The 19,088-nt window shown below is 45.4% G+C and carries 18 protein-coding genes and 5 pseudogenes; 1 reads left to right on the plus strand and 22 read right to left on the minus strand.

Annotated elements, in window-relative coordinates; all coding sequences use genetic code 11:
- Positions 1-4: 4 nt before the first annotated feature.
- The 3 genes from JCM14374_RS00435 to JCM14374_RS00445 are packed head-to-tail and all read right to left on the minus strand — an operon-like array spanning position 5 to position 1,220.
- Entirely contained in the window at positions 5-643 is a 639-nt protein-coding gene (locus JCM14374_RS00435; protein WP_054692004.1) for a site-2 protease family protein, read from the minus strand.
- Complete coding sequence (locus JCM14374_RS00440; protein ID WP_054692007.1) at positions 643-885, minus strand: peptidoglycan DD-metalloendopeptidase family protein; 243 nt, start codon at positions 883-885, stop codon at positions 643-645. The genes JCM14374_RS00435 and JCM14374_RS00440 overlap by 1 nt, the downstream gene beginning before the upstream one ends.
- Positions 879-1,220 (minus strand): hypothetical protein, encoded by a 342-nt coding sequence (locus JCM14374_RS00445; RefSeq protein ID WP_157048880.1) that lies wholly within the window; start codon positions 1,218-1,220, stop codon positions 879-881. Before JCM14374_RS00445 ends, JCM14374_RS00440 begins: the two co-directional genes overlap by 7 nt.
- A 171-nt stretch (positions 1,221-1,391) precedes the next feature.
- On the opposite strand from JCM14374_RS00445, the gene JCM14374_RS00450 reads away from it, so the two are divergent.
- Positions 1,392-2,360: an NAD(P)H-dependent flavin oxidoreductase gene (locus JCM14374_RS00450; RefSeq protein WP_054692011.1), complete on the plus strand. Its 969-nt coding sequence runs from the start codon at positions 1,392-1,394 to the stop codon at positions 2,358-2,360.
- A gap of 119 nt (positions 2,361-2,479) precedes the next feature.
- On the opposite strand, the gene JCM14374_RS00455 is transcribed toward JCM14374_RS00450, so the two are convergent.
- From JCM14374_RS00455 to JCM14374_RS00545, 19 genes and pseudogenes are all read right to left on the minus strand, one after another.
- Positions 2,480-2,926 carry a YkvA family protein gene (locus JCM14374_RS00455; protein ID WP_054692014.1) on the minus strand — a complete coding sequence of 149 codons (447 nt, stop codon included), beginning with the start codon at positions 2,924-2,926 and terminating at the stop codon, positions 2,480-2,482.
- Between the two features lie 58 nt (positions 2,927-2,984).
- Entirely contained in the window at positions 2,985-4,121 is a 1,137-nt protein-coding gene (gene rodA, locus JCM14374_RS00460) for a rod shape-determining protein RodA (RefSeq protein WP_054692017.1), read from the minus strand.
- Between the two features lie 205 nt (positions 4,122-4,326).
- A complete protein-coding gene (minE, locus tag JCM14374_RS00465; RefSeq protein WP_054692358.1) occupies positions 4,327-4,593 on the minus strand; it encodes a cell division topological specificity factor MinE in 267 nt (88 codons plus the stop codon).
- 14 nt (positions 4,594-4,607) lie between these two features.
- Positions 4,608-5,412: pseudogene (minD, locus tag JCM14374_RS00470) on the minus strand (septum site-determining protein MinD).
- 14 nt (positions 5,413-5,426) lie between these two features.
- Complete coding sequence (gene minC / locus JCM14374_RS15460) at positions 5,427-6,056, minus strand: septum site-determining protein MinC (RefSeq protein WP_369397244.1); 630 nt, start codon at positions 6,054-6,056, stop codon at positions 5,427-5,429.
- Between the two features lie 141 nt (positions 6,057-6,197).
- The gene (locus tag JCM14374_RS00480) at positions 6,198-7,505 is read right to left on the minus strand and encodes a penicillin-binding transpeptidase domain-containing protein (RefSeq protein WP_369397260.1); all 1,308 of its coding nucleotides are present in this window, start codon (positions 7,503-7,505) and stop codon (positions 6,198-6,200) included.
- Positions 7,506-7,604: 99 nt separating this feature from the next.
- Positions 7,605-8,257, minus strand: a pseudogene (locus JCM14374_RS14165) (penicillin-binding protein 2); the annotation flags it as partial.
- The gene (gene mreD / locus JCM14374_RS00490; protein WP_054692026.1) at positions 8,258-8,761 is read right to left on the minus strand and encodes a rod shape-determining protein MreD; all 504 of its coding nucleotides are present in this window, start codon (positions 8,759-8,761) and stop codon (positions 8,258-8,260) included.
- 1 nt (position 8,762) lies between these two features.
- Positions 8,763-9,505, minus strand: a pseudogene (gene mreC, locus JCM14374_RS15465) (rod shape-determining protein MreC).
- A 131-nt stretch (positions 9,506-9,636) separates the two neighbouring features.
- Positions 9,637-10,656 (minus strand): rod shape-determining protein, encoded by a 1,020-nt coding sequence (locus JCM14374_RS00505; RefSeq protein WP_054692035.1) that lies wholly within the window; start codon positions 10,654-10,656, stop codon positions 9,637-9,639.
- A gap of 28 nt (positions 10,657-10,684) precedes the next feature.
- Complete coding sequence (locus JCM14374_RS15470) at positions 10,685-10,945, minus strand: JAB domain-containing protein (RefSeq protein ID WP_369397245.1); 261 nt, start codon at positions 10,943-10,945, stop codon at positions 10,685-10,687.
- Positions 10,873-11,385, minus strand: coding sequence for a JAB domain-containing protein (locus tag JCM14374_RS00510; protein WP_369397246.1), 513 nt, complete (start codon positions 11,383-11,385; stop codon positions 10,873-10,875). The genes JCM14374_RS15470 and JCM14374_RS00510 overlap by 73 nt, the downstream gene beginning before the upstream one ends.
- Before the next feature lie 4 nt (positions 11,386-11,389).
- Positions 11,390-11,967 (minus strand): annotated as a pseudogene (locus JCM14374_RS00515) (Maf family protein).
- Between the two features lie 21 nt (positions 11,968-11,988).
- Positions 11,989-12,255: a DUF4321 domain-containing protein gene (locus tag JCM14374_RS00520; RefSeq protein WP_054692038.1), complete on the minus strand. Its 267-nt coding sequence runs from the start codon at positions 12,253-12,255 to the stop codon at positions 11,989-11,991.
- Positions 12,256-12,386: 131 nt separating this feature from the next.
- Positions 12,387-13,025: a redox-sensing transcriptional repressor Rex gene (locus tag JCM14374_RS00525; protein ID WP_054692041.1), complete on the minus strand. Its 639-nt coding sequence runs from the start codon at positions 13,023-13,025 to the stop codon at positions 12,387-12,389.
- A gap of 106 nt (positions 13,026-13,131) precedes the next feature.
- Entirely contained in the window at positions 13,132-14,121 is a 990-nt protein-coding gene (locus JCM14374_RS00530) for an inorganic phosphate transporter (RefSeq protein ID WP_054692043.1), read from the minus strand.
- Positions 14,114-14,746 (minus strand): DUF47 domain-containing protein, encoded by a 633-nt coding sequence (locus tag JCM14374_RS00535; RefSeq protein ID WP_054692047.1) that lies wholly within the window; start codon positions 14,744-14,746, stop codon positions 14,114-14,116. The genes JCM14374_RS00530 and JCM14374_RS00535 overlap by 8 nt, the downstream gene beginning before the upstream one ends.
- 139 nt (positions 14,747-14,885) lie before the next feature.
- Positions 14,886-16,127, minus strand: a complete 1,242-nt coding sequence (locus tag JCM14374_RS00540) for a bifunctional folylpolyglutamate synthase/dihydrofolate synthase (RefSeq protein ID WP_054692049.1) — start codon at positions 16,125-16,127, stop codon at positions 14,886-14,888.
- A 44-nt stretch (positions 16,128-16,171) separates the two neighbouring features.
- A pseudogene (locus JCM14374_RS00545) lies at positions 16,172-18,822 on the minus strand (valine--tRNA ligase).
- Positions 18,823-19,088: the final 266 nt, after the last annotated feature.

A 19,088-nucleotide genomic window follows, 5' to 3' on the forward strand; every position in this document is an offset into this window, starting at 1 on the left:
CTTTTTATGTACCAGGTAACGCATGAAAAAGTAAACTAAAAATTTTGTTCCCGGCGGGCAGCCCAGAATAAAAAACCCCTATAACTATATAGTTAGCCCCGATTAAATCCCCAACCGACAGATATATGCCATAGACAGTCAAAGCTGCTGCCGTCAGTAGTCCCAGACGAGCCGAGGTCTGCGTGGCTTTTTTGTAACCCTGCCTAACTGACAAGACAGCCCGCAAAATCCGCCCTCCGTCCAAGGGTAAGGCAGGCAGGAGATTAAACAATCCCAATAACAGATTTATATTAAACAAGAGTCTCCCATAGGGAGCAAAATATAATACGGGCAGAAAATAAAAAAGCCCTGCCAGGCTAAGACTGACCAGCGGCCCCGCCAGGGCTATATATATTTCATTTTCCGGTTCCAGGCCGGTAAAATCTTCGATACGCGCCTGGCCGCCAAAAGGCAGCAGTTCTATTTCTGTTATACGGATACGGGAAAAAACAGCCACCAGGGTATGTGCCATTTCATGCATCATCAAGGAAACCGTAATGCTTAAAACCTCCCATCCCATTCCCAGGTAGACATAGATGCCTGCTAAGAGCAGAAAAAGGAGGTTTATCTTAATTACTATTCCCGCGACTTTTCCCAGTTTCATTAGTCCTGAAAAAGGCTGTTAGGATTCAACGGTCCTTGTTGATTTTCCATTTCCAGATAGAGTTTTTGACTGCTTTTACCCAATACTTTTTGGCGGTCAAGCACCTCATTTTTTTTAACCAGCACTTCTTTCAGCCCTCCATAAGAAGAAATCACCCCATCCTGGTGCAAGACCTTTACCCTGCGGCCTTCAGCATCATCCGTTATATCGAGTATTTTTCCGCCCATTACAGGTTTTACCAAAGTGTTTTCCCGCACCCTGCAGTCACGCCCGGAGAAAACTCCTGTTTTTTATCCTCCCGGTTCCAATACCAACCATAATAACGTTCAATTTTAATATACTTGCATGGAACCTGTAAAACTGCGGTTCCCGATGTGGGTACACCCTGTCCTTTCCCATTATCCCAAAGGTTATCAATATAGGCAGTCATTTTATCTTCAAAGCCATAGTCCTTTAATATATACTGCAGAACAGGTTTAACCACTTGCTGGCTTTCGTTGTTAGCCTGCACACTTAGTCCTGCCAGGGTTACAATTACAATAACCAGCAGCAGGCGGATCTTGAAACTGCCCAGCATATTTATCACCTCAACTCTCTTTCAATAATGGACATCCCTAACTGGTAAAATATATAAATCCCATATAAAATATATTCCTTATACAATATCTAATATCCGCAATAAGTTTTTGTATTTGATTATCTATTGTTGTAATATTAATATTAGAAACTTTTACGGGGAGGCAGGAATATGAAAACCAGGATAACCGAACTTTTTGGTATAGAATATCCTATAGTCTGCGGGGGAATGCTGTGGCTGGCCACACCTGAACTGTGTGCCGCTATCTCTAACGCAGGAGGCCTGGGCAATATCACGGCCTGTAATTACGATACCGGAGAAGATTTCAGGGCTGCAATTCATAAGGCGCGTTCACTCACCAGCAAACCTATTGGAATTAATATAACCCTCTTGCCTTCGATGCGGTTTACCGAAGCCATATATGATGATTTCTTCCGGGTATGCGCGGAGGAAAAAGTGACCGCAATTGAGGTCTCCGGCAAACCAGCGGTTAAATACCTTGACATGCTGCATAAGGCTGGCGTAAAGGTAATGCACAAGGTAGGAGCGGTGCGGCATGCTCTGAATATTGAACGCTACGGTTACGATGCGGTCATTGCCGCCGGCATAGAGGAAGGCGGCCACCCCTTAAACGATGATGTCAGCACGATGGTTTTACTGCCGCGTATTGTAGAAAGCGTAAAGATTCCGGTTATATCCACAGGAGGCATAGCCGACGGGCGCGGATTGGCCGCTGCCCTATGCCTGGGCGCTGAGGGAGTCTTAATGGCCACCCGTTTTATCGCCACCAGGGAATGTCAGGTTCATCCCCGGATCTGGGATGAACTGATTAATAGGCAGGAAAATGAGACTGCTTTAATTTGCAAAAGCGTAGGGCTGCAAGGCAGGGCGCTTAAAAACAAACTGGTTGAGAAAATCCTGAAATTGGAAAGCCAGGGGGCGACTATCGGAGAACTGATACCCTTGCTGTCAGGGGCGCGGGTACAGCAAGCCTGGAAAACCGGGGAATGCGATGATGCCGCTTTTATGGTCGGCCAATCCATCGGTCTGGTTAAAGAGGTTACCACCTGCCAGGAACTGATAGAATCCATGGTAAGGGACGCCCGAATCATTATGGAGAAAAACCTGGCGCGGATATAATTTCTTTATTTGGGGAAGGGGTATTCATATAAAATAACCACTGCCTTAAGTCGTTGCAGTGGTTGTTTTTGCGTAAATTTTAATATAGGAGATAAAAGGTGAAACCTGGTATAAGCGGTTTAAACAGTGTTTTCCGCTTCGTCTTCTTTTACTTTAAACTGAACATCGGTATAGTTTTCAGTTTGTGATTTTTTCACCAGTTTTTCGTATATTCCTTTGGGTACCAGCAGGACTGCATATTTTAAGGTTTTATCTATCAGATTCAGCAGGTCCTCATCGCCGTCCCAATATGATACCAAAACTTCACGATCTACACTATCCATCAGTCTTTTCAAAACCAGTGAAACCAGAAGAATATCATCGACCTTGCCTAAAAAGGGTATAATATCCGGTAAAAAATCGAGGGGGGAAACAACATAAGCTATTGTACCCAGTAACAAAGCCTTATCGGTTGTGGTTACATTCTCATCTTGAACCAGGCGATACATAAGCTTGACCAGGTTAGGTATAAAAAGCAAAACCTGCTTTAGAGTTTGGGTGGCCAGTTTTTTTTCGCCGTCACTCAAATTATTTACCTCCTCGATAACTAAATAAACCTGATTTAATTATAGTATAGCCCCAAAATCAAAAGACTATTTGCTTTCCTCTAATATTAACACTTAAAACCAGCCCGGCGGCTACCAGATTAGCCAGCATCGAACTCCCGCCATAGCTTAGATAAGGCAATGGAATACCGGTAATAGGCATAATACCGATTGACATGCCTATGCTTTCAAAAACGTGAAAGAGCCACATGGCGGTTATTCCCAGCACTATGAGGGTACCATAAAATTCTTTACAGTGGTAAGCGATTTTAACCGCGCGCAGTATTAATATGCCGAATAATATAATAACCATGGTCCCGCCTACAAAGCCAAGTTCCTCGCCTATAACCGCATAGATAAAATCCGTGTGGTGTTCGGGTAAAAAATTCAATTGCACCTGGGTACCCTGAAACAATCCTTTACCCAAGATCCCCCCGGAACCAATAGCTATTAACGACTGTATTGTATTCCAGCCGGCTCCCCGGCCACCTTGTCCGTCATTATAAGGATTGAGAAAAACCAACAGGCGTTTCAGCTGGTAGTCTTTCATAGGCAAAGGCAATTCAAATCTGAAATGAAGGAAGAGTAAAGCAGCTGCTATTAACAATGCTCCGCCGATCAACCCGCCTAATATTTTAGGATTGGCGCCTGCCGAAAGCATCATCACCACAGTAATGGCAATATAAACCAGAGCCGTACCCAAATCAGGCTGCAGCATTATCAGTATAAAAGGAACCCCCATATAGAGGAAGCAGGGCAGCATCTGCTTTAAAGTATCCAGTTCACCTTTACGATCATTGAGGAAACTCGCAAAAGAGACTATCAGGAGTATTTTAGTAAATTCGGCCGGCTGAACAGCGGGCAGGGGACCCAGACTTATCCAGCCTGTGGTTCCGCGGATTTCCTCACCGATGAGCCGCACTAAAATAAGCAGAAAAATCGAAAATCCATATAAAAACCAGTTGTACTGGCGCAGGCTGGCATAGTCATAACGCATCACGAAGAAAAGCGCAATAAGTCCCAGCGTTATAGATAAAACCTGTTTTTTTACATAATAGAAATGATCGCTGGAGATGCTGTAGCTGGCACTGCTTAATATTAATAAGCCGAAAACGATTAACAGCAAAAGAACAAATACAAACGACTTGTCGATGAACTTAAGACGCTTTAACTCCAAAACCCTCACCCCCTGCTCATTATATTTCAGCGCCTATAACCTGTCCAGCCAGCAAATAATGGCCAAAGAAAAATAAAAGCCAGTACTTTATCAAGTACCAGCCTTAGAATCAATCAAAATTCGCATACAGGTTGCATTAACCTGTGTTAATATTAATCAGTCTGCGTGACCTGCATTAAAATAATCTGTGTTTATCTGCAATGCATTATCCCGCACGGCGAAAGCCTTTTACGGGTATACTGGCCACCAATGCCACAGAATCCTCCGAGTTTTCCAGGTTAACCACCAGTTCTTCATCATCAATATCCAGGTATTCGCGGATCACCTTAATGAGGTCTTCTTTTAAAGCATTCAATAATTCCGGAGATACTGAACTCCTGTCATGCACCAAGACCAGGCGCAGTCTTTCACGGGCTATATCCTTGCTGTTTATATTTTCACGGTTAAATATTTTGGTGAGAATATCTAACACCATTCACACCCTCCTTACCTGGCCAGTTTCAGCATTTTCTTGAATCTGTCCATGATACCGGCAGGCTCGTCTTCATTTGACAGTATAGGTACTTCTTCTCCGCAAAGACGACGAGCTATGCGCCGGTAAGCCCCCCCCGGCGCGGGAAGCCGATTCGAGAACCGCCGGTTCTCCGCGGTTGGTAGAAACAACAATTGATTCATCCTCCGGAACAACCCCTAATAAATCGATGGACAAAATGTCCAGGATGTCATCAATATCCATCATATCGCCGCGTTTGACCATTTTGCTGCGCAGGCGATTGATAATTAAACGGCTGCCTTTAAGTCCGCTGGCCTCCAAAAGACCAATGATGCGGTCTGCGTCTCTGACCGAAGATACTTCTGGCGTTGCCACCACGATGGCATCGTCCGCTCCCGCTACTGCATTGCGAAAACCCTGTTCTATACCGGCAGGGCAATCTACCAGAATGAAATCATAATCTTTGCGCAGCTCGTTAGTGAGGTTCTTCATTTGGTGCGGTGTTACGGACGTTTTGTCCTTGGTCTGAGCCGCAGGCAGCAGACTTAGACCGTCAAAACGCTTGTCCCTGATTAAGGCCTGATTCAGTTTGCAATTCGCATTTACAACATCAACAATATCGAATACGATACGATTCTCCAGGCCCATTACCACGTCGAGATTACGCAAACCAATATCGGTGTCTATCATGACCACCCTTTTGTTCATCATAGCCAGGGCCGTTCCCAGGTTGGCAGTGGTAGTTGTCTTGCCAACTCCTCCCTTGCCAGAGGTAACCACAATAACCTTGCCTTTCATTATTCAGCCTCCAATCATAATTTTAACTTCTCTATTACCACTTTTCCGGCCCTGATTCTGGCCAGTTCAGGGCAGTCCACCTCAACGAACATTCCGTCCGGGGGGCGCGTAATATGGTTGGCAATGCGCACCTGCGTGGGATTAAAACGGTAAGCGCTGATTAACGCCTTTTCATCCCCGAAAGCACCCGCATGAACCATACCCCGTAATGAGCCCATAACCAGAATATTTCCTCCGGCTACCACTTCAGCTCCGGGGTTGACATCTCCCAGGATAACCAGGTTTCCCTCCGTAAAAATCTTTTGACCTGACCGCAGGTGTCGGCACACTAAAGCGGTATCATTGTAGTAAGGCATTTCATCAAATGGGCTTTCCTCCCCCGGATCATCCGGGGCTCTAAACGGAGGCCCGTTGGACATTAATTCTTTTAGATACAAACCGTGATCCAACAGAACGTCCTCGATCTCTCTAACCTGTTTACTGCTTAGATGCCGGTCACCAAGCTTTATGCTGACCCTGCTGCCCAGTTGATAATTGCCTTCTATATCCAGCCTTTCTATCAGCCCTTGTAAAATATCGGGAAAGCGCTGGAACTGACTAAGATCAATGGAGAGATCTCCATTTACCATGGTCGCCGGTGACACACCGCAAACCTCCTCTATTTTTCTCCAATTCTATATAGTATTTGTTTCTATTGATAACATATTTTTCCTTCGTAAAAAAAAATAAAAAAGAGGGAACTATTATCTAATTCCCTCTTTTAGAGTCGTTTTCGTCTGGGAAAATTACGTCAATATTCGTGCAACTTCATTGAGGCAGTTTTTTTCGGCCTCCGGAGACGTCAGGTGATCTTTAACCCCGAAATACTGCTCAAACACATCGCGGACGAGATAACCGGCTGATGCGTATCCGGCGTTTCCGTATTCTACCACAGCCGCCATCGCTATCTGGGGGTTGTCAACAGGAGCAAATGCTATAAATACTCCATGGTATTCTTTACGCGGGTTGTCACCGCTGCGTCCTGTCTCAGCAGTACCGGTTTTGGCTCCCACTTGAATATCAGCAGGAAAATGGCTGAAAAGAGAATAAGCAGTGCCTCCGGGCTGGGTTACCGCCAGCATGGCTCGTTTAGTTTCAGCGATACTAAGCGGTGAAATATCCACCTCATGAACAACCTCAGGTTTGATAATTTTTAGAACCTTACCTTCATGACTGACTATTTTCTTTACTACATGGGGTTTCATCAGAAAACCGCCATTGGCAATCGTTGCCGCGTAATTCGCTAATTGGATTACGGTGTAATCGTTATCACCCTGTCCTATCGACATATTAAAGGTGTTATATGGCTGCCAATTGGTATTAAAATTATAGTCGATCTTGCGTTCAGCCTCCAGTTGGGCTTTTTCGGCATCTTTCTTGCGTTCTAGTTTTTGCCTTTCCTCAGCATCAGCCGCATCAAGCATCAGATTAGCATATTTGCGGTCCAACTCCTTGAACAGACGCTCATATTTTCTTTTTAGCAGTGCGGTACCAATTTCCTTTTTCCAGGCCGCAGTGGGCAGTAATCCCTTTTCTTCATAAGGGAGGTCTATGCCGGTGCGGCTGCCCAGTCCAAATTCGGAAGCTACATGGATAATCTCATCCTTACCCGCGCGGCGTCCCATTTCCTGAAAATATGTGTTGCACGATACCGCCAGGGCATTATAGTAGCTGACATTACCGTGTACTCCGGTGCATTTAATAAAAGGCGCCACCCAGTAAGAGCCCGAACAGTTTACCAAATCATGAAGCGGGTCCATAACCCCCATTTCCAGTGCTGCCATACCGGTTATCGGTTTGAAGGTCGATCCGGGAGGATAAGTAGACTGGATGGCGCGGTTGCTCAGAGCCCCCGGTTTCATAGGATCATAAGACCCCTGCGGTATATAATAATCGGTCAGTTCTGGTTTGAAATTACCCTTCCAGTCATCAGGATTTAATGCCGGGCTGCTGGCCATAGCCAGAACCTCACCGGTTTTAACATTCAGAACTACCGCCGAGGCCACTTTGGCTTTGGGGTTCTGTTGCTGCAAACGCTGCAGGTTTTGTTCCATGCTTAGTTCCAAGGCCTTTTGCAATTTGGAGTCTATAGTCAAATACAGGTTATTGCCCGGATGTGGTTCCAGGGTCACTAATTCCCGTACCGGCCTCCCGCCGACATTTACTTCCACCTGCCGCGCCCCATCCTGACCCCTGAGTTCTTTTTCATACTGTTTTTCCAGGCCGGATTTGCCGATTAGACTGTTAATACTATAGTCAGAGCCCTCCAATTCTTTAGGGTCAATAGAATGAATAAAACCTAGAACATGACCGGCCATCGACCCTGGGGATAAGAACGCAGCGGTTCGACGTTTACAGTTACCCCCGGCAGCTCCTGACGATTTTCCTCCAGTTTCACTACCAGCTCCCAGGGTATATCCCGCATAAGCACTACCGGTTCAAAAAGGCGGTACTGCTGCAGTTCGATTTTTTCCTTGATGAATTTTTCATTTATTTCGGGATAGTAGGGCTGCAGTAGTTTTTCCAGGCGGTTGATAGCGGAATCCTGTCCGCTTACTCCCAGATAGCTAAGATTCAAGGTATACACCAACTCGTTGGCGGCCAAAACCTCCCCGTCGGCGGCATATATTTCCCCTCGAGGGGCTTTGACGGGTACCAATCGCACACGGTTGTCTTTGGCTTGAGTTTGAAATTGCTGATTAAGGAAAATTTGTACAAAGGCAAGGCGCACACACAACAAGGCCAGCAATGCAATCACACAGTAGGAATATACTTTTAAGCGGGTTTTCAGATTTGACCTTTTCATTTAATTCTCCCGGTTGAATCTTAAAAGGCCATGTTGTGAAGAACCATAGTACCAGATATAAAGGGGTACGGTCAGCAGCATGTTATATGCAGATTGGTATAATAACGAAGTTATTAAACCGGCATCCAAATGGAAGACATCAAAAACCATTAAACTCAGTAACAATAGGAAAAAGGTATTGATGACAGTGGCAATTAATACCGTCAAGATTCCCACCAGCAGATTGTCTTTGAAAACAACCGTCTGTATTCTACCTAGAATATAAGCCGTCAATGCCTTGGACAAAGCATTAACTCCGATAAATCTCCCGGTAAAAAGGTCTTCCAACATACCGCATAGGAAACCGTAAACCGTTCCTCTTATGGCCCCATTTATCAAAGCAAAAAAACTTACAAAAATTAAAACCAGATCAGGTACGGTTCCATTTATACTATATATGCTAAAGACTGTCGACTGTAAAAATATGGCCAACCACGGCAATAAAGCCAGGACAACATAGCGCATATTAGTCCTCTTCAGCCTCCACATTCTCTACAACATTTTTGTAGTTGATTATGACCAGTACTTCTTCCAGTTTATCAAAATCAACCGCGGGTTTTACACGGGCTGATAACAAAAGGCCGCTGGGTTCCCTTGATACACTGATTACTTTTCCGATTCTAATCCCTTTGGGATATTGTGAAGATAAACCTGAACATATAACCTGGTCGCCTTTTTTTATTGATGAATAATATGGTATGTTGGCCATGCTTAAAAATGTACTCTTACCCAATCCCTCAACAATGCCTCTAGCCTCGCGGCTTTTCTGCAGTATAGCGCCCACCGCCATCTCCCGGTCAGTAATTAATGATACCTGGCTGAGTTCTGACTGACTGTAGCTACCCTTCCTACCAGGCCCTGAGGACTGATTACAGGCATATCTTTTTTAAGGCCATCCTCCAAACCGCAGTCAATAATTATATAATTGTACCAGTTATTGGGGCTTCGGGCTATAACCCGCGCGGACATCAGCTGAAATTTATCATTTTGAGCGGTCTTAAACTGTAAAATCTTTTCAAGGCGCTGAGCTTCAGCCTTATATTCTTTCAGCATCTGATTTTCTATCTGCAGTCGCTGGTTTTCCTCACGCAATCTTTCTAACCTGCGGTTTTGGGTTTGCCTATCGTTAAAGGCCGCGGTTAGCCCGGCCCAATTGAACCTGAGACTGCTAAGCCCGCTTTGTAAAGGGGTGTAGGTGTCTCTAAGCATTTTTTCCGGAAAGCTTATATTATCCCGGCGTGCAGCCGTAAGATTTATAAGAAAAAATGTAGTGACAGTGATTGCCAGTACAAGCCAGAAGTACTTGTTCTTAAGCAGCTTTAACAAAATTCTCACCCTGGTTAGACATTTTTCTTGGCCGGAACCAGAACCTTCTTTAATACCTCAATATTTTCCAGAACCTTGCCTGTCCCTCTGGCCACCGCCAGCAAAGGATCATCACAAGCATATACGGGGATATTGGTCTCCTGACTCACCAGTTTATCCAGGCCCCGCAACAGAGCGCCGCCTCCAGCCATGACAATTCCTCGGTCAATAATATCTGAAGCCAATTCGGGAGGAGTTTTTTCCAAACATACTTTTATGCCTTCGATAATTTGTTCGACAGTTTCCTTTAATGCTTGTTGAACCTCCAATGAAGAAATACGAATCGTCTTAGGCAAACCCGAAACCAGGTCCCGGCCTTTGACCTCATAGTATTCCTCTGGCCCATCCCAGAGGGCTGATCCTATGGAAATCTTAATATCCTCAGCCGTACGTTCACCGATAAGCAGGTTATAGTTCTTCTTAAGATGCTGCAAAATTGCTTCATCCATATTGTCTCCGGCTACCCTTACCGATTTGGCGGTTACAATACCTCCCAGGGATATTACAGCCACTTCTGTGGTGCCTCCCCCAATATCTACGATTAAGTTGCCGGTAGGTTCATGAACCGGCAAACCGGCGCCTATAGCAGCGGCCATCGGTTCTTCAATCAGGTACGCCTCCCTGGCTCCCCCTTGTAAAGCCGCTTCGCGCACCGCTCTTTCTTCTACCGTAGTACAGCCTGTGGGTATACTGATGATGACCCGCGGCTTAGCCAGCGGATTTCTGGACCCTAACACTTTATTTATAAAATATCTGATCATAGCCTGAGTAACGTCAAAATCAGCGATGACTCCGTCTTTCATAGGGCGAATAGCTACTATATTGCCGGGGGTCCGGCCAATCATCTGCTTGGCTTCATCCCCTACCGCTAAAACCCGGCCGGTATCGTTTTGTATAGCCACCACAGATGGTTCCGTCAATACTACGCCTTTACCCTTAACATGAACCAGGGTGTTGGCAGTACCCAGATCTATACCTAAATCTTTTCCAAACAATGTTGCTGCCTCCTTCTACTTTATATACTTATATTAGTCCTCTAGCTTTCAGGCTGCACTGATTTTTTTCGCCGATGATGACATGATCCAGAACTTCAATGCCTATTATACGACCAGCTTCAATCATACGGCGGGTTAATTCTATGTCTTCGGGGCTGGGGCGTTCATCACCACTGGGATGATTATGTATTAAAACAATTGAGGCGGCACTGCGTCTCACCGCGCTTTTAAATACCTCGCGCGGGTGGGCGCTGGAACTGCTAAGCCCGCCGACGGAAATTTCCTCCAAGCTAACAGCCCTCCCTTGCGATCGAGGTACATAACCCGGAAATGCTCCCGGTCAAAGAAACGCATTTCCTGTGCGGCTATTTCCCTAACAACTTCCTCCACATCTTCCGGAGATTTAATCGTCCGCTTAGTTTCCACCGAACCTATAATACGCCGTCCCAGCTCTATAGCCGCTTTTATGGAAACCGCTTTAGCGGGTCCTATGCCATTGGTCTGCATTAATTCTTCCAGTCTGGCTTCCATGAGAAAACGCAGCTTATTATCATGCTGGCTCAATAACCTCCTGGCTAAATCTACTGCGTTTTCATAGCGGCTGCCGCTGCCCAGTACGATGGCTAAAAGCTCATAATCATCCAAGCTGGATTCGCCGCGGTTTATAAGTTTCTCCCGCGGGCGCATGGTTTCCGGCAATTCCTTAATGCTCATTTTATCCGGATACATATGCTCACCCCAGTAAATGGATTCCCTGTCTTTTTAACATCAAGCCCAGGCGACTCAAAGGCAGCCCCACCACGTTAAAATAACAGCCTTCAATTCTGCTTACAAAGAGTGCAGCTTTTCCCTGAATTCCGTAGGCACCCGCTTTATCCATCGCTTCCCCGGTTTGAATGTAGGAAATTATTTCATCAGGGTCCAGGGAACGAAAATAAACCTGGTTTCCTCAACCTCGCTTTCACAATTGCCATTGTTCAAGTTATTAATACAAATACCGGTAAGCACCTGATGTGTCCGGCCGCTGAGAGAACTTAGCATAGCAAACGCTTCAGCTTCGTTGGTTGGTTTGCCCATAATCTTGTCATTCTGGACAACAATCGTGTCTGCGCCAATTATTACACCACTATCAAAAAAAGAAGCTGCTTCCAAAGCCTTCTGCCGGGCAATCCTTTTAACCATGTCAGCAGGTGTTTCCCCGGGTATATGTTCCTCAATGATATCAGACGCCCGGGTAATAAATCTTAAGCCCAGATTTTGAAGCAGCAGGGCACGTCTGGGTGATGCGGAAGCGAGTATAATATCATTCATATAGTATACCTTTCATCCTGGCTAGAGGCGCTTATAGACCAGGTAAGACAACACAAAACCTATTATGGCAAATAAATTCAGGTGCATCATAAAACCAAAACTGAAAGTACACACCTTGAGATTAACGCTAAAATTTGGTACGCCTATGCTCTGTACCTTGCCCATCATAGCGAGGTTAGGCCACACTTTTATTATAGCGTCTCCAATCCAGCCGCCTATAATTCCGCCCAGAATAATAAGCAGCAGCAAAACCTGCCATCCTGGATAGGAACGGGTTCCATTTGCCACAGAATTTACCTCCGGTTTTTTATTCTAAAAGTGTAGCATTAGCTTCAGACAAAAACAAGCGAAATGAAGAAGGAGAACGCCTGTATTTCTGGCCTTCTCCCTGGTTGCATATCACATAACTGAATAAAAAACTATATTGTGCTTTTATAATAAGCCAGATTAAAACTCAAGACTTCCAGGTTTACCGATAAATCAACATTTCGTAAAATTATATCGCTGGGGACCTTAAGTACCCGAGGCGAAAAGTTCAAAATGGCTTTTACTCCCGCTTCGATCAGCAGATCGGTAACTTCCTGGGCGACTGCTGCCGGTACGGTAATCAGACCTACGCTTATTCGTTCTTCTTTTACGCGGCGCTCCAGGAATTCTATAGATTCGACTTCCATGTCATTCAGCCTGACGCCGATTTTGTTAGGATCAACATCAATAATGGCCTTTATATTAAAACCACGTTCAGCAAATCCCTGGTACAGAGCCAGAGCAGAACCGAGTTTTCCTGCTCCTATAATGATCGCATTCCAGCTGCGATCCAATCCCAGTATTTTCATGAGGTGTCCATACAATTCATCAACTCTGTAACCCACTCCGCGGGTTCCGAATTCGCCAAAATAAGCCAGGTCTTTCCTCACCTGAGCCGAACTTACACCTACCCCCTCGGCTATTTCTCCTGATGATATGGTTTCTATGTCTTCTTCCAGCAGCTGATGAAGATAACGCGAATAAATCGATAAACGCATTACCGTAGCCTCAGGAATTTTATATGCCTTCAATTCTTCACTTCCTTACAGGGAGTATATATAAGTTAATTCGTACAATCGAACAGAAAAATACAGCCCAAATTAAAAAATTCCTTTCAAACTGAAAGGACATTCCTTATTATACTAACATTGTCACGAGCTTGTAAACAAGAATAGATACAAGAGCTGATGATGGTATGGTAATAAACCATGCCATTACAATTTGGCGGGCAATATTCCAGCGCACGCCCTTCAGACGTTTGGCTGCGCCTACTCCCATTATCGATGAAGAAACTACATGCGTGGTACTTACCGGAACACCTATATGACTGGCCATATAAATAACCAGCGAAGAGGTGAAATCAGCCGCAAATCCATTAATGGGCTCGATACGAAAAATCTTGCCTCCCATGGTCTTAATTATTTTCCATCCTCCGGCTGCCGTACCCGCTGCCATGGCTAAAGCACATGCGATTTTAACCCAGAGGGGAACACTGAAACTCCCTATTATACCGCCGCTGACTAAAGCCATGGTTACTATTCCCATAGATTTCTGCGCGTCATTGGAACCATGAGCGAATGCTGCCATACAGGCCGATAGAATCTGCAATTTACGGAATCTGTTGTTGGTTTTGGCGGGAGATAATCCGCGAAATAACCAGAATAACAAGGTCATAACCAGACTGCCCGCAACCAGTCCCACTACAGGAGATGTCACCAACCCGGTAAATATCTTTAAGAAACCATGCCACTGCACGGCGGAAAAGCCAAACCCGGCGATAACCGCTCCGGTCAACCCTCCTATGAGGGCGTGGGATGAACTGCTGGGAATACCGAAATACCATGTAAACACATTCCAAAAGATAGCGCCTATAAGCGCAGCTATCAACACCTCCGCCGTTACCTGTTGAGGGGCAACAATGCTCTTACCTATTGTTGCGGCTACCGCGGTTCCGCTCAAAGCCCCCCCAAAATTAAGACTGGCAGCCACAATAATAGCTGCCCGCGGTGACAACGCTTTTGTAGATACCGAGGTGGCGATCGCGTTGGCGGTATCGTGAAAACCATTTACATAATCAAAACAAAGAGCAAGCAATACTACAATGATTACCAGGGCTAAACTAAACATATTTTACTGCTACTCCCTTAAGTATATTGCTCACATTTTCACAGTAATCCAGGGTAGTCTCCAGGTGTTCATAAATTTCCTTCCATTTGATGATATCAATTACATTTTCCGTTTTCTCAAAAAGAAGGGCTATCCCTGCACGGTAGAGATAGTCCCCTTCTTGTTCATACGAACGAATTTTTTCACATGATTCAATAATTTCTGAACTCTTAACCCTAACATGAGGAAGGCTTTTAACGGCGGACTTGATTTCAAGGGCTGCTTTCTCCAGCACATTTACCAATTTCAGTACGTACATATCCTTGGGCTGTCCCACTTTAAAGATCACGATCTTTTCCATGGTGCCTTGAATATGATCAACTACATTGTTAAGTTCACGGGAAAGCAGCAAAATATCCTCACGATCAAAGGGAGTTATCAGTGAAGCATTGATACGCTCCATGACATGAGCCACAACTTCATCGCCCCGGTCTTCGACTTTGTTAATCTTTTCCAGGTTGGAAGCGGCATCACTCTGGTTTTCCAGAAATCCTTTCAGGATCATACTGGCTTCATAGATAGCTTCCGCAAGCTGTTCAAAATACACAAAAAAGCGTTCATCACGTGGCTTTAATCTAAAAACCACTCCTGTACCTCCTCAATAAATCCGCATTATTCTTGTATACATTATAAAATATAGGGTTCCAAGTCATTGTTAAGAATATGTTATAAATTCGTTAATAAATACTTAACTCAATTTTTGCACCGGCTTTGCAATTCTATCATTACGAAGGTTGAGTCAATAAATACCTTCTGCATTGGTCAAGTATATAAAAAGACCCCGCTACCAGAAGGTATTCATTTTCCTTCCTTAAACCAAGTGCCTTTTCCACCGCTTTACTATTGTCTTCAATGAGCATATGTTCCATACCCGGATAATGTTTGTTTATAAAACCCTCAATCCTCTGCCACCCTCTGCCGCGCGGGCTGGCCGGACGGGTAACAACGCACAGTCTGGTGCAAGGCATTAAGGGCGCCAGGGTATTTTCCAGGTCTTTATCATCCAGCAATCCGCAAACCAATATCTTTGTTTTTCCGGGAAGAAGCTGCTCCAGGGATTGTGACAGGGCGCGGGCTCCCTGGGGATTATGTGCGGCATCCAATATTACCAGGGGCTGTGTAGATATTATCTCCATGCGTCCGGCGTGTTTTAACCCGGCCAGAGCGTTTTTTACGGCTGCGGCAGGGATATTAAAGCCCTGGTCCTGCAAAATCATTACAGTCGTTAAAGCTGTGGCCAGGTTTTCAAGCTGGTAGTCTCCCAGCAGGGCAAAGAATATATCAGCAAATCTTTCTTGCCCATAGTTTATATCCAGCCATTGACCATCAAGACCAGCTGAACCCCGGCGTTTTATCTGTACTATGTCAGACTTGTACAAAGGAGCGTTTTGGGGGCGGGCGGTATCATTAATAACCTTAAAGGCTTCATTAGGCATTAGGCCGGCAACTACCGGCCGGTAAGCCTTAATTATTCCGGCCTTGTTACAGGCGATTTCCTGCAGGCTCTCCCCCAGGTAATCGCAGTGGTCATAATCTATGCCTGTAATTACCGCAACCAGTGGATCCACCACATTAGTGGCATCATAGATGCCCCCTAACCCCGCTTCCAGGAGCAGCACATCAACCTGCTGGTTTTTAAAATATTTGAATCCCAGAGCGGTAAGGATTTCAAATTCAGTGGGGATAGGGCCGTTTTGCCTGTGCAAAGAATCCACGCTGCGTTTTACTTCTGCCAGATCATGCAGGAGATCATCATATGAGATCTCCTGCCCATTAATTCTAAATCTCTCACGGTAGGAATGAATATGGGGAGAACTGTAAACACCTGTCCGGTAACCGGCCTGCTGCAAGATAGAGGCAATTATTAATGAAGTTGAACCCTTCCCGTTTGTACCCGCCACATGAATACAGGGAACCGCCTTTTGCGGATTTCCCATTAAGTCCAGTAGATGATAAATCCTATCCAAGCCGGGAATGACTCCGGGAGCGCTGATTTCTTGCAGGATAGCGCCTATTTTTCTTTCAAGATCTGCAGACGTTGTATTATGCCCTCCTTTTTAATGCGGGCTTCTTCAGCTTTGGCCTTCTCTTTTTCTATTACTTCTTGAGGAGCACGCGCCAGGAAGGTTTCATTCTTTAATTTGGCCTCGGCTTTTTCCAGTTCCCCCTGCGCGCCTTTCAGTTCTTTGTGCAAACGAGCCATTTCTTTTTCCAGGTCTATTACGCCCTCCAGAGGCACATATATTTCCGCTATGACAGTAAGCGCGCTTAAAGCCTTTTGGGGTTTAACCGTCAGGTTCTCTACTATCTCAATCTCTCTAATATTAGCCATCTGCATCAGATACGACTGGTTTTCGGAGAGCAGCTGGCGATGGCCGGGTTCACCTGCCAGAGCAATCACATTTAAAGATGTTCCCGGAGGAATGTTAAATTCGGCGCGAATGTTGCGCAGGCTGCGGATAGCCTGCATAATTTTGCGCATGGATTCAACCGCGGTTAAATCAATCTGTCTATCATCCTTTTGCGGCCAATCATCCAGCATAATAGTTTTGCTGTGACCGGGCAGGAATTGATAAATTTCCTCAGTAATAAAGGGCATAAAGGGATGCAGCAAACGCAAGGCAGTAGTTAAAACCTCATTCAGCAGGTTTTGCACAACCAGTCTCTGCCGGGGGCTGCCTGAATTAAGCCGGGGTTTGGCCAATTCAATATACCAGTCGCAGAATTCATCCCATATAAATTCATACAGGGTCTTGGCCGCTTCGCCCAGATCATATTTTTCCATTAAACGGGTTACTTCTTCGGCGGTCTGATTAAGCCGCGACAGCATCCAGCGGTCTACCAGAAGCAGTTCATCATCTCTAATTACAGTTGCTTCATAATCATAAAGATTCATGAGCACAAACCGGGAAGCATTCCAAATTTTATTGGCAAAGTTGCGGGTATTTTCAACCTTATCCCAGTGAAAACGCACATCATTGCCGGGGGTTACGCCGGTTATAAGGGAGAATCTCAGGGTGTCAGCCCCATATTTTTCTATAACCTCAATGGGGTCAATGCCGTTGTCCAGGGATTTGCTCATCTTACGCCCCAGAGCGTCTAAAATCAAGCCATGTATATTGACTTCATAAAAAGGCACTTTTCCGGTGTGCTCAATACCTGAAAAAATCATGCGCGCCACCCAGAAGAAGATAATATCCCGACCGGTTACCAGAACACTGGTCGGATAAAAATGGCGCATATCCGCACTGTCATCCGGCCAGCCCATGGTGGAAAACGGCCAGAGGGCGCTGGAGAACCAGGTGTCCAGCACATCCTCATCCTGCCTGAGCTGTGCGGATTCACATTTAGTGCAGCGTTCAGGGTCCTCTTTGCTGCATATCACTTCTCCGCAATCCTGACAATACCAAACCGGAATACGATGTCCCCACCATAACTGGCGTGAAATGCACCAGTCGCGGATGTTCTCCATCCAATTTATATAAATTTTTGTGAAGCGTTCGGGTATAAAACGGATTTCTCCGTCCAGTACTTTCTGAATAGCCGGTTCAGCCAAAGGTTTCATTTTCACAAACCACTGCCGGGAAACGAGCGGTTCAATAACCGTGTCACAGCGCTGGCAGTGCCCCACCGCATGACGATGGTCTTCAACCTTTAACAATAACCCCTGGGCCGTAAGATCCGCCACCACCTGTTTACGGCATTCATAACGCTCCAGGCCCTGGTAGGCACCGGCATTCTCATTCATATTTCCGTAGTTGTCCATAACCACAATCTGTGCCAATCCATGCCGCAGACCCATTTCAAAGTCATTGGGATCATGGGCCGGGGTTACCTTGACCGCACCGGTACCGAATTCCTTATCTACATAACTGTCAGCAAATATAGGAATAACCCGGTTCATCAAAGGCAAAACCACGTTTTTGCCAATTAGATGGCGGTATCTTTCATCTTCAGGATGAACCGCGACTCCCGTATCCCCGAGCATGGTTTCCGGGCGGTAGTAGCCACTACCAGGTATTCTTCGCTGTTTTCCACCGGGTATTTAATATGCCAGAGATGGCCGTCGCTTTCCTCATGTTCTACTTCAATATCGGAAATAGCTGTGTGGCAGCGCGGGCACCAATTGATTATGTAGTCGCCCTGATATATCAAGCCCTTATTATACAGGTTGACAAAAACCTCGCGCACCGCTTTGGAGCATCCTTCATCCATAGTAAACCTTTCCCGGTTCCAGTCGCAGGATGAACCCATAAGGGTCAGCTGGTCGGTAATGCGCTGCCCGTAAAGACGCTTCCACTCCCACACCCGTTCTAAGAACTTCTCTCTCCCCAGGTCATACTTGCTCAAGCCCTCTTTGTTCAGGGATTCTTCTACACGAGCCTGGGTGGCGATTCCGGCATGGTCGGTACCGGGCAGCCACAGGGTATTATAACCCTGCATGCGCCTCCAGCGGGTAAGTATATCCTGCAGGGTGTTATCCAGAGCATGTCCCAGGTGCAGTGATCCTGTTACATTAGGGGGCGGCATTACTATAGAAAACGATTTCTTGGTATGATCATCGCTGGGCGCGAAGCAGTTCTGACTTCTCCAATATTCATACCATTTTCGTTCGACATTCTCAGGATTATAAACACTGGCCAGTTTGTTTTCGTCAGACATAAATAACCTCCTCAAAATATATTGCTGTTATTAAGACCGGTTTGGATAAGGTCGTGATTCTGATCTATGGTTGATTATCTATTTCTTTTTACTCTTGTAATAATTCATAATTATTATGTATTATAGTTCATCAATTGATATTGTTCAAAATTTGCTTAAACAGCCAGCCTTGTTCACAGGCAAAGGCTATGCTAAGCTAAATAATATTCATTAAAGTCATTATAATTATGTCCACAGTCCAAACTAAAATATGGGTATCAAGTTCT

The sequence above is a fragment of the Syntrophomonas palmitatica JCM 14374 genome, assembly GCF_001311885.1.
Lineage (GTDB): Bacteria > Bacillota > Syntrophomonadia > Syntrophomonadales > Syntrophomonadaceae > Syntrophomonas_A > Syntrophomonas_A palmitatica.

What these genes read in the sequence shown, in the direction of transcription:
- JCM14374_RS00435 (WP_054692004.1), bottom strand. Translation starts at nt 643, where the DNA reads ATGAAACTGGGAAAAGTCGCGGGAATAGTAATTAAGATAAACCTCCTT.
- JCM14374_RS00450 (WP_054692011.1), top strand. Translation starts at nt 1,392, where the DNA reads ATGAAAACCAGGATAACCGAACTTTTTGGTATAGAATATCCTATAGTC.
- JCM14374_RS00510 (WP_369397246.1), bottom strand. Translation starts at nt 11,385, where the DNA reads ATGTATCCGGATAAAATGAGCATTAAGGAATTGCCGGAAACCATGCGC.
- JCM14374_RS00445 (WP_157048880.1), bottom strand. Translation starts at nt 1,220, where the DNA reads ATGCTGGGCAGTTTCAAGATCCGCCTGCTGCTGGTTATTGTAATTGTA.
- JCM14374_RS00530 (WP_054692043.1), bottom strand. Translation starts at nt 14,121, where the DNA reads ATGTTTAGTTTAGCCCTGGTAATCATTGTAGTATTGCTTGCTCTTTGT.
- JCM14374_RS00480 (WP_369397260.1), bottom strand. Translation starts at nt 7,505, where the DNA reads ATGGAACAAAACCTGCAGCGTTTGCAGCAACAGAACCCCAAAGCCAAA.
- mreD (WP_054692026.1), bottom strand. Translation starts at nt 8,761, where the DNA reads ATGCGCTATGTTGTCCTGGCTTTATTGCCGTGGTTGGCCATATTTTTA.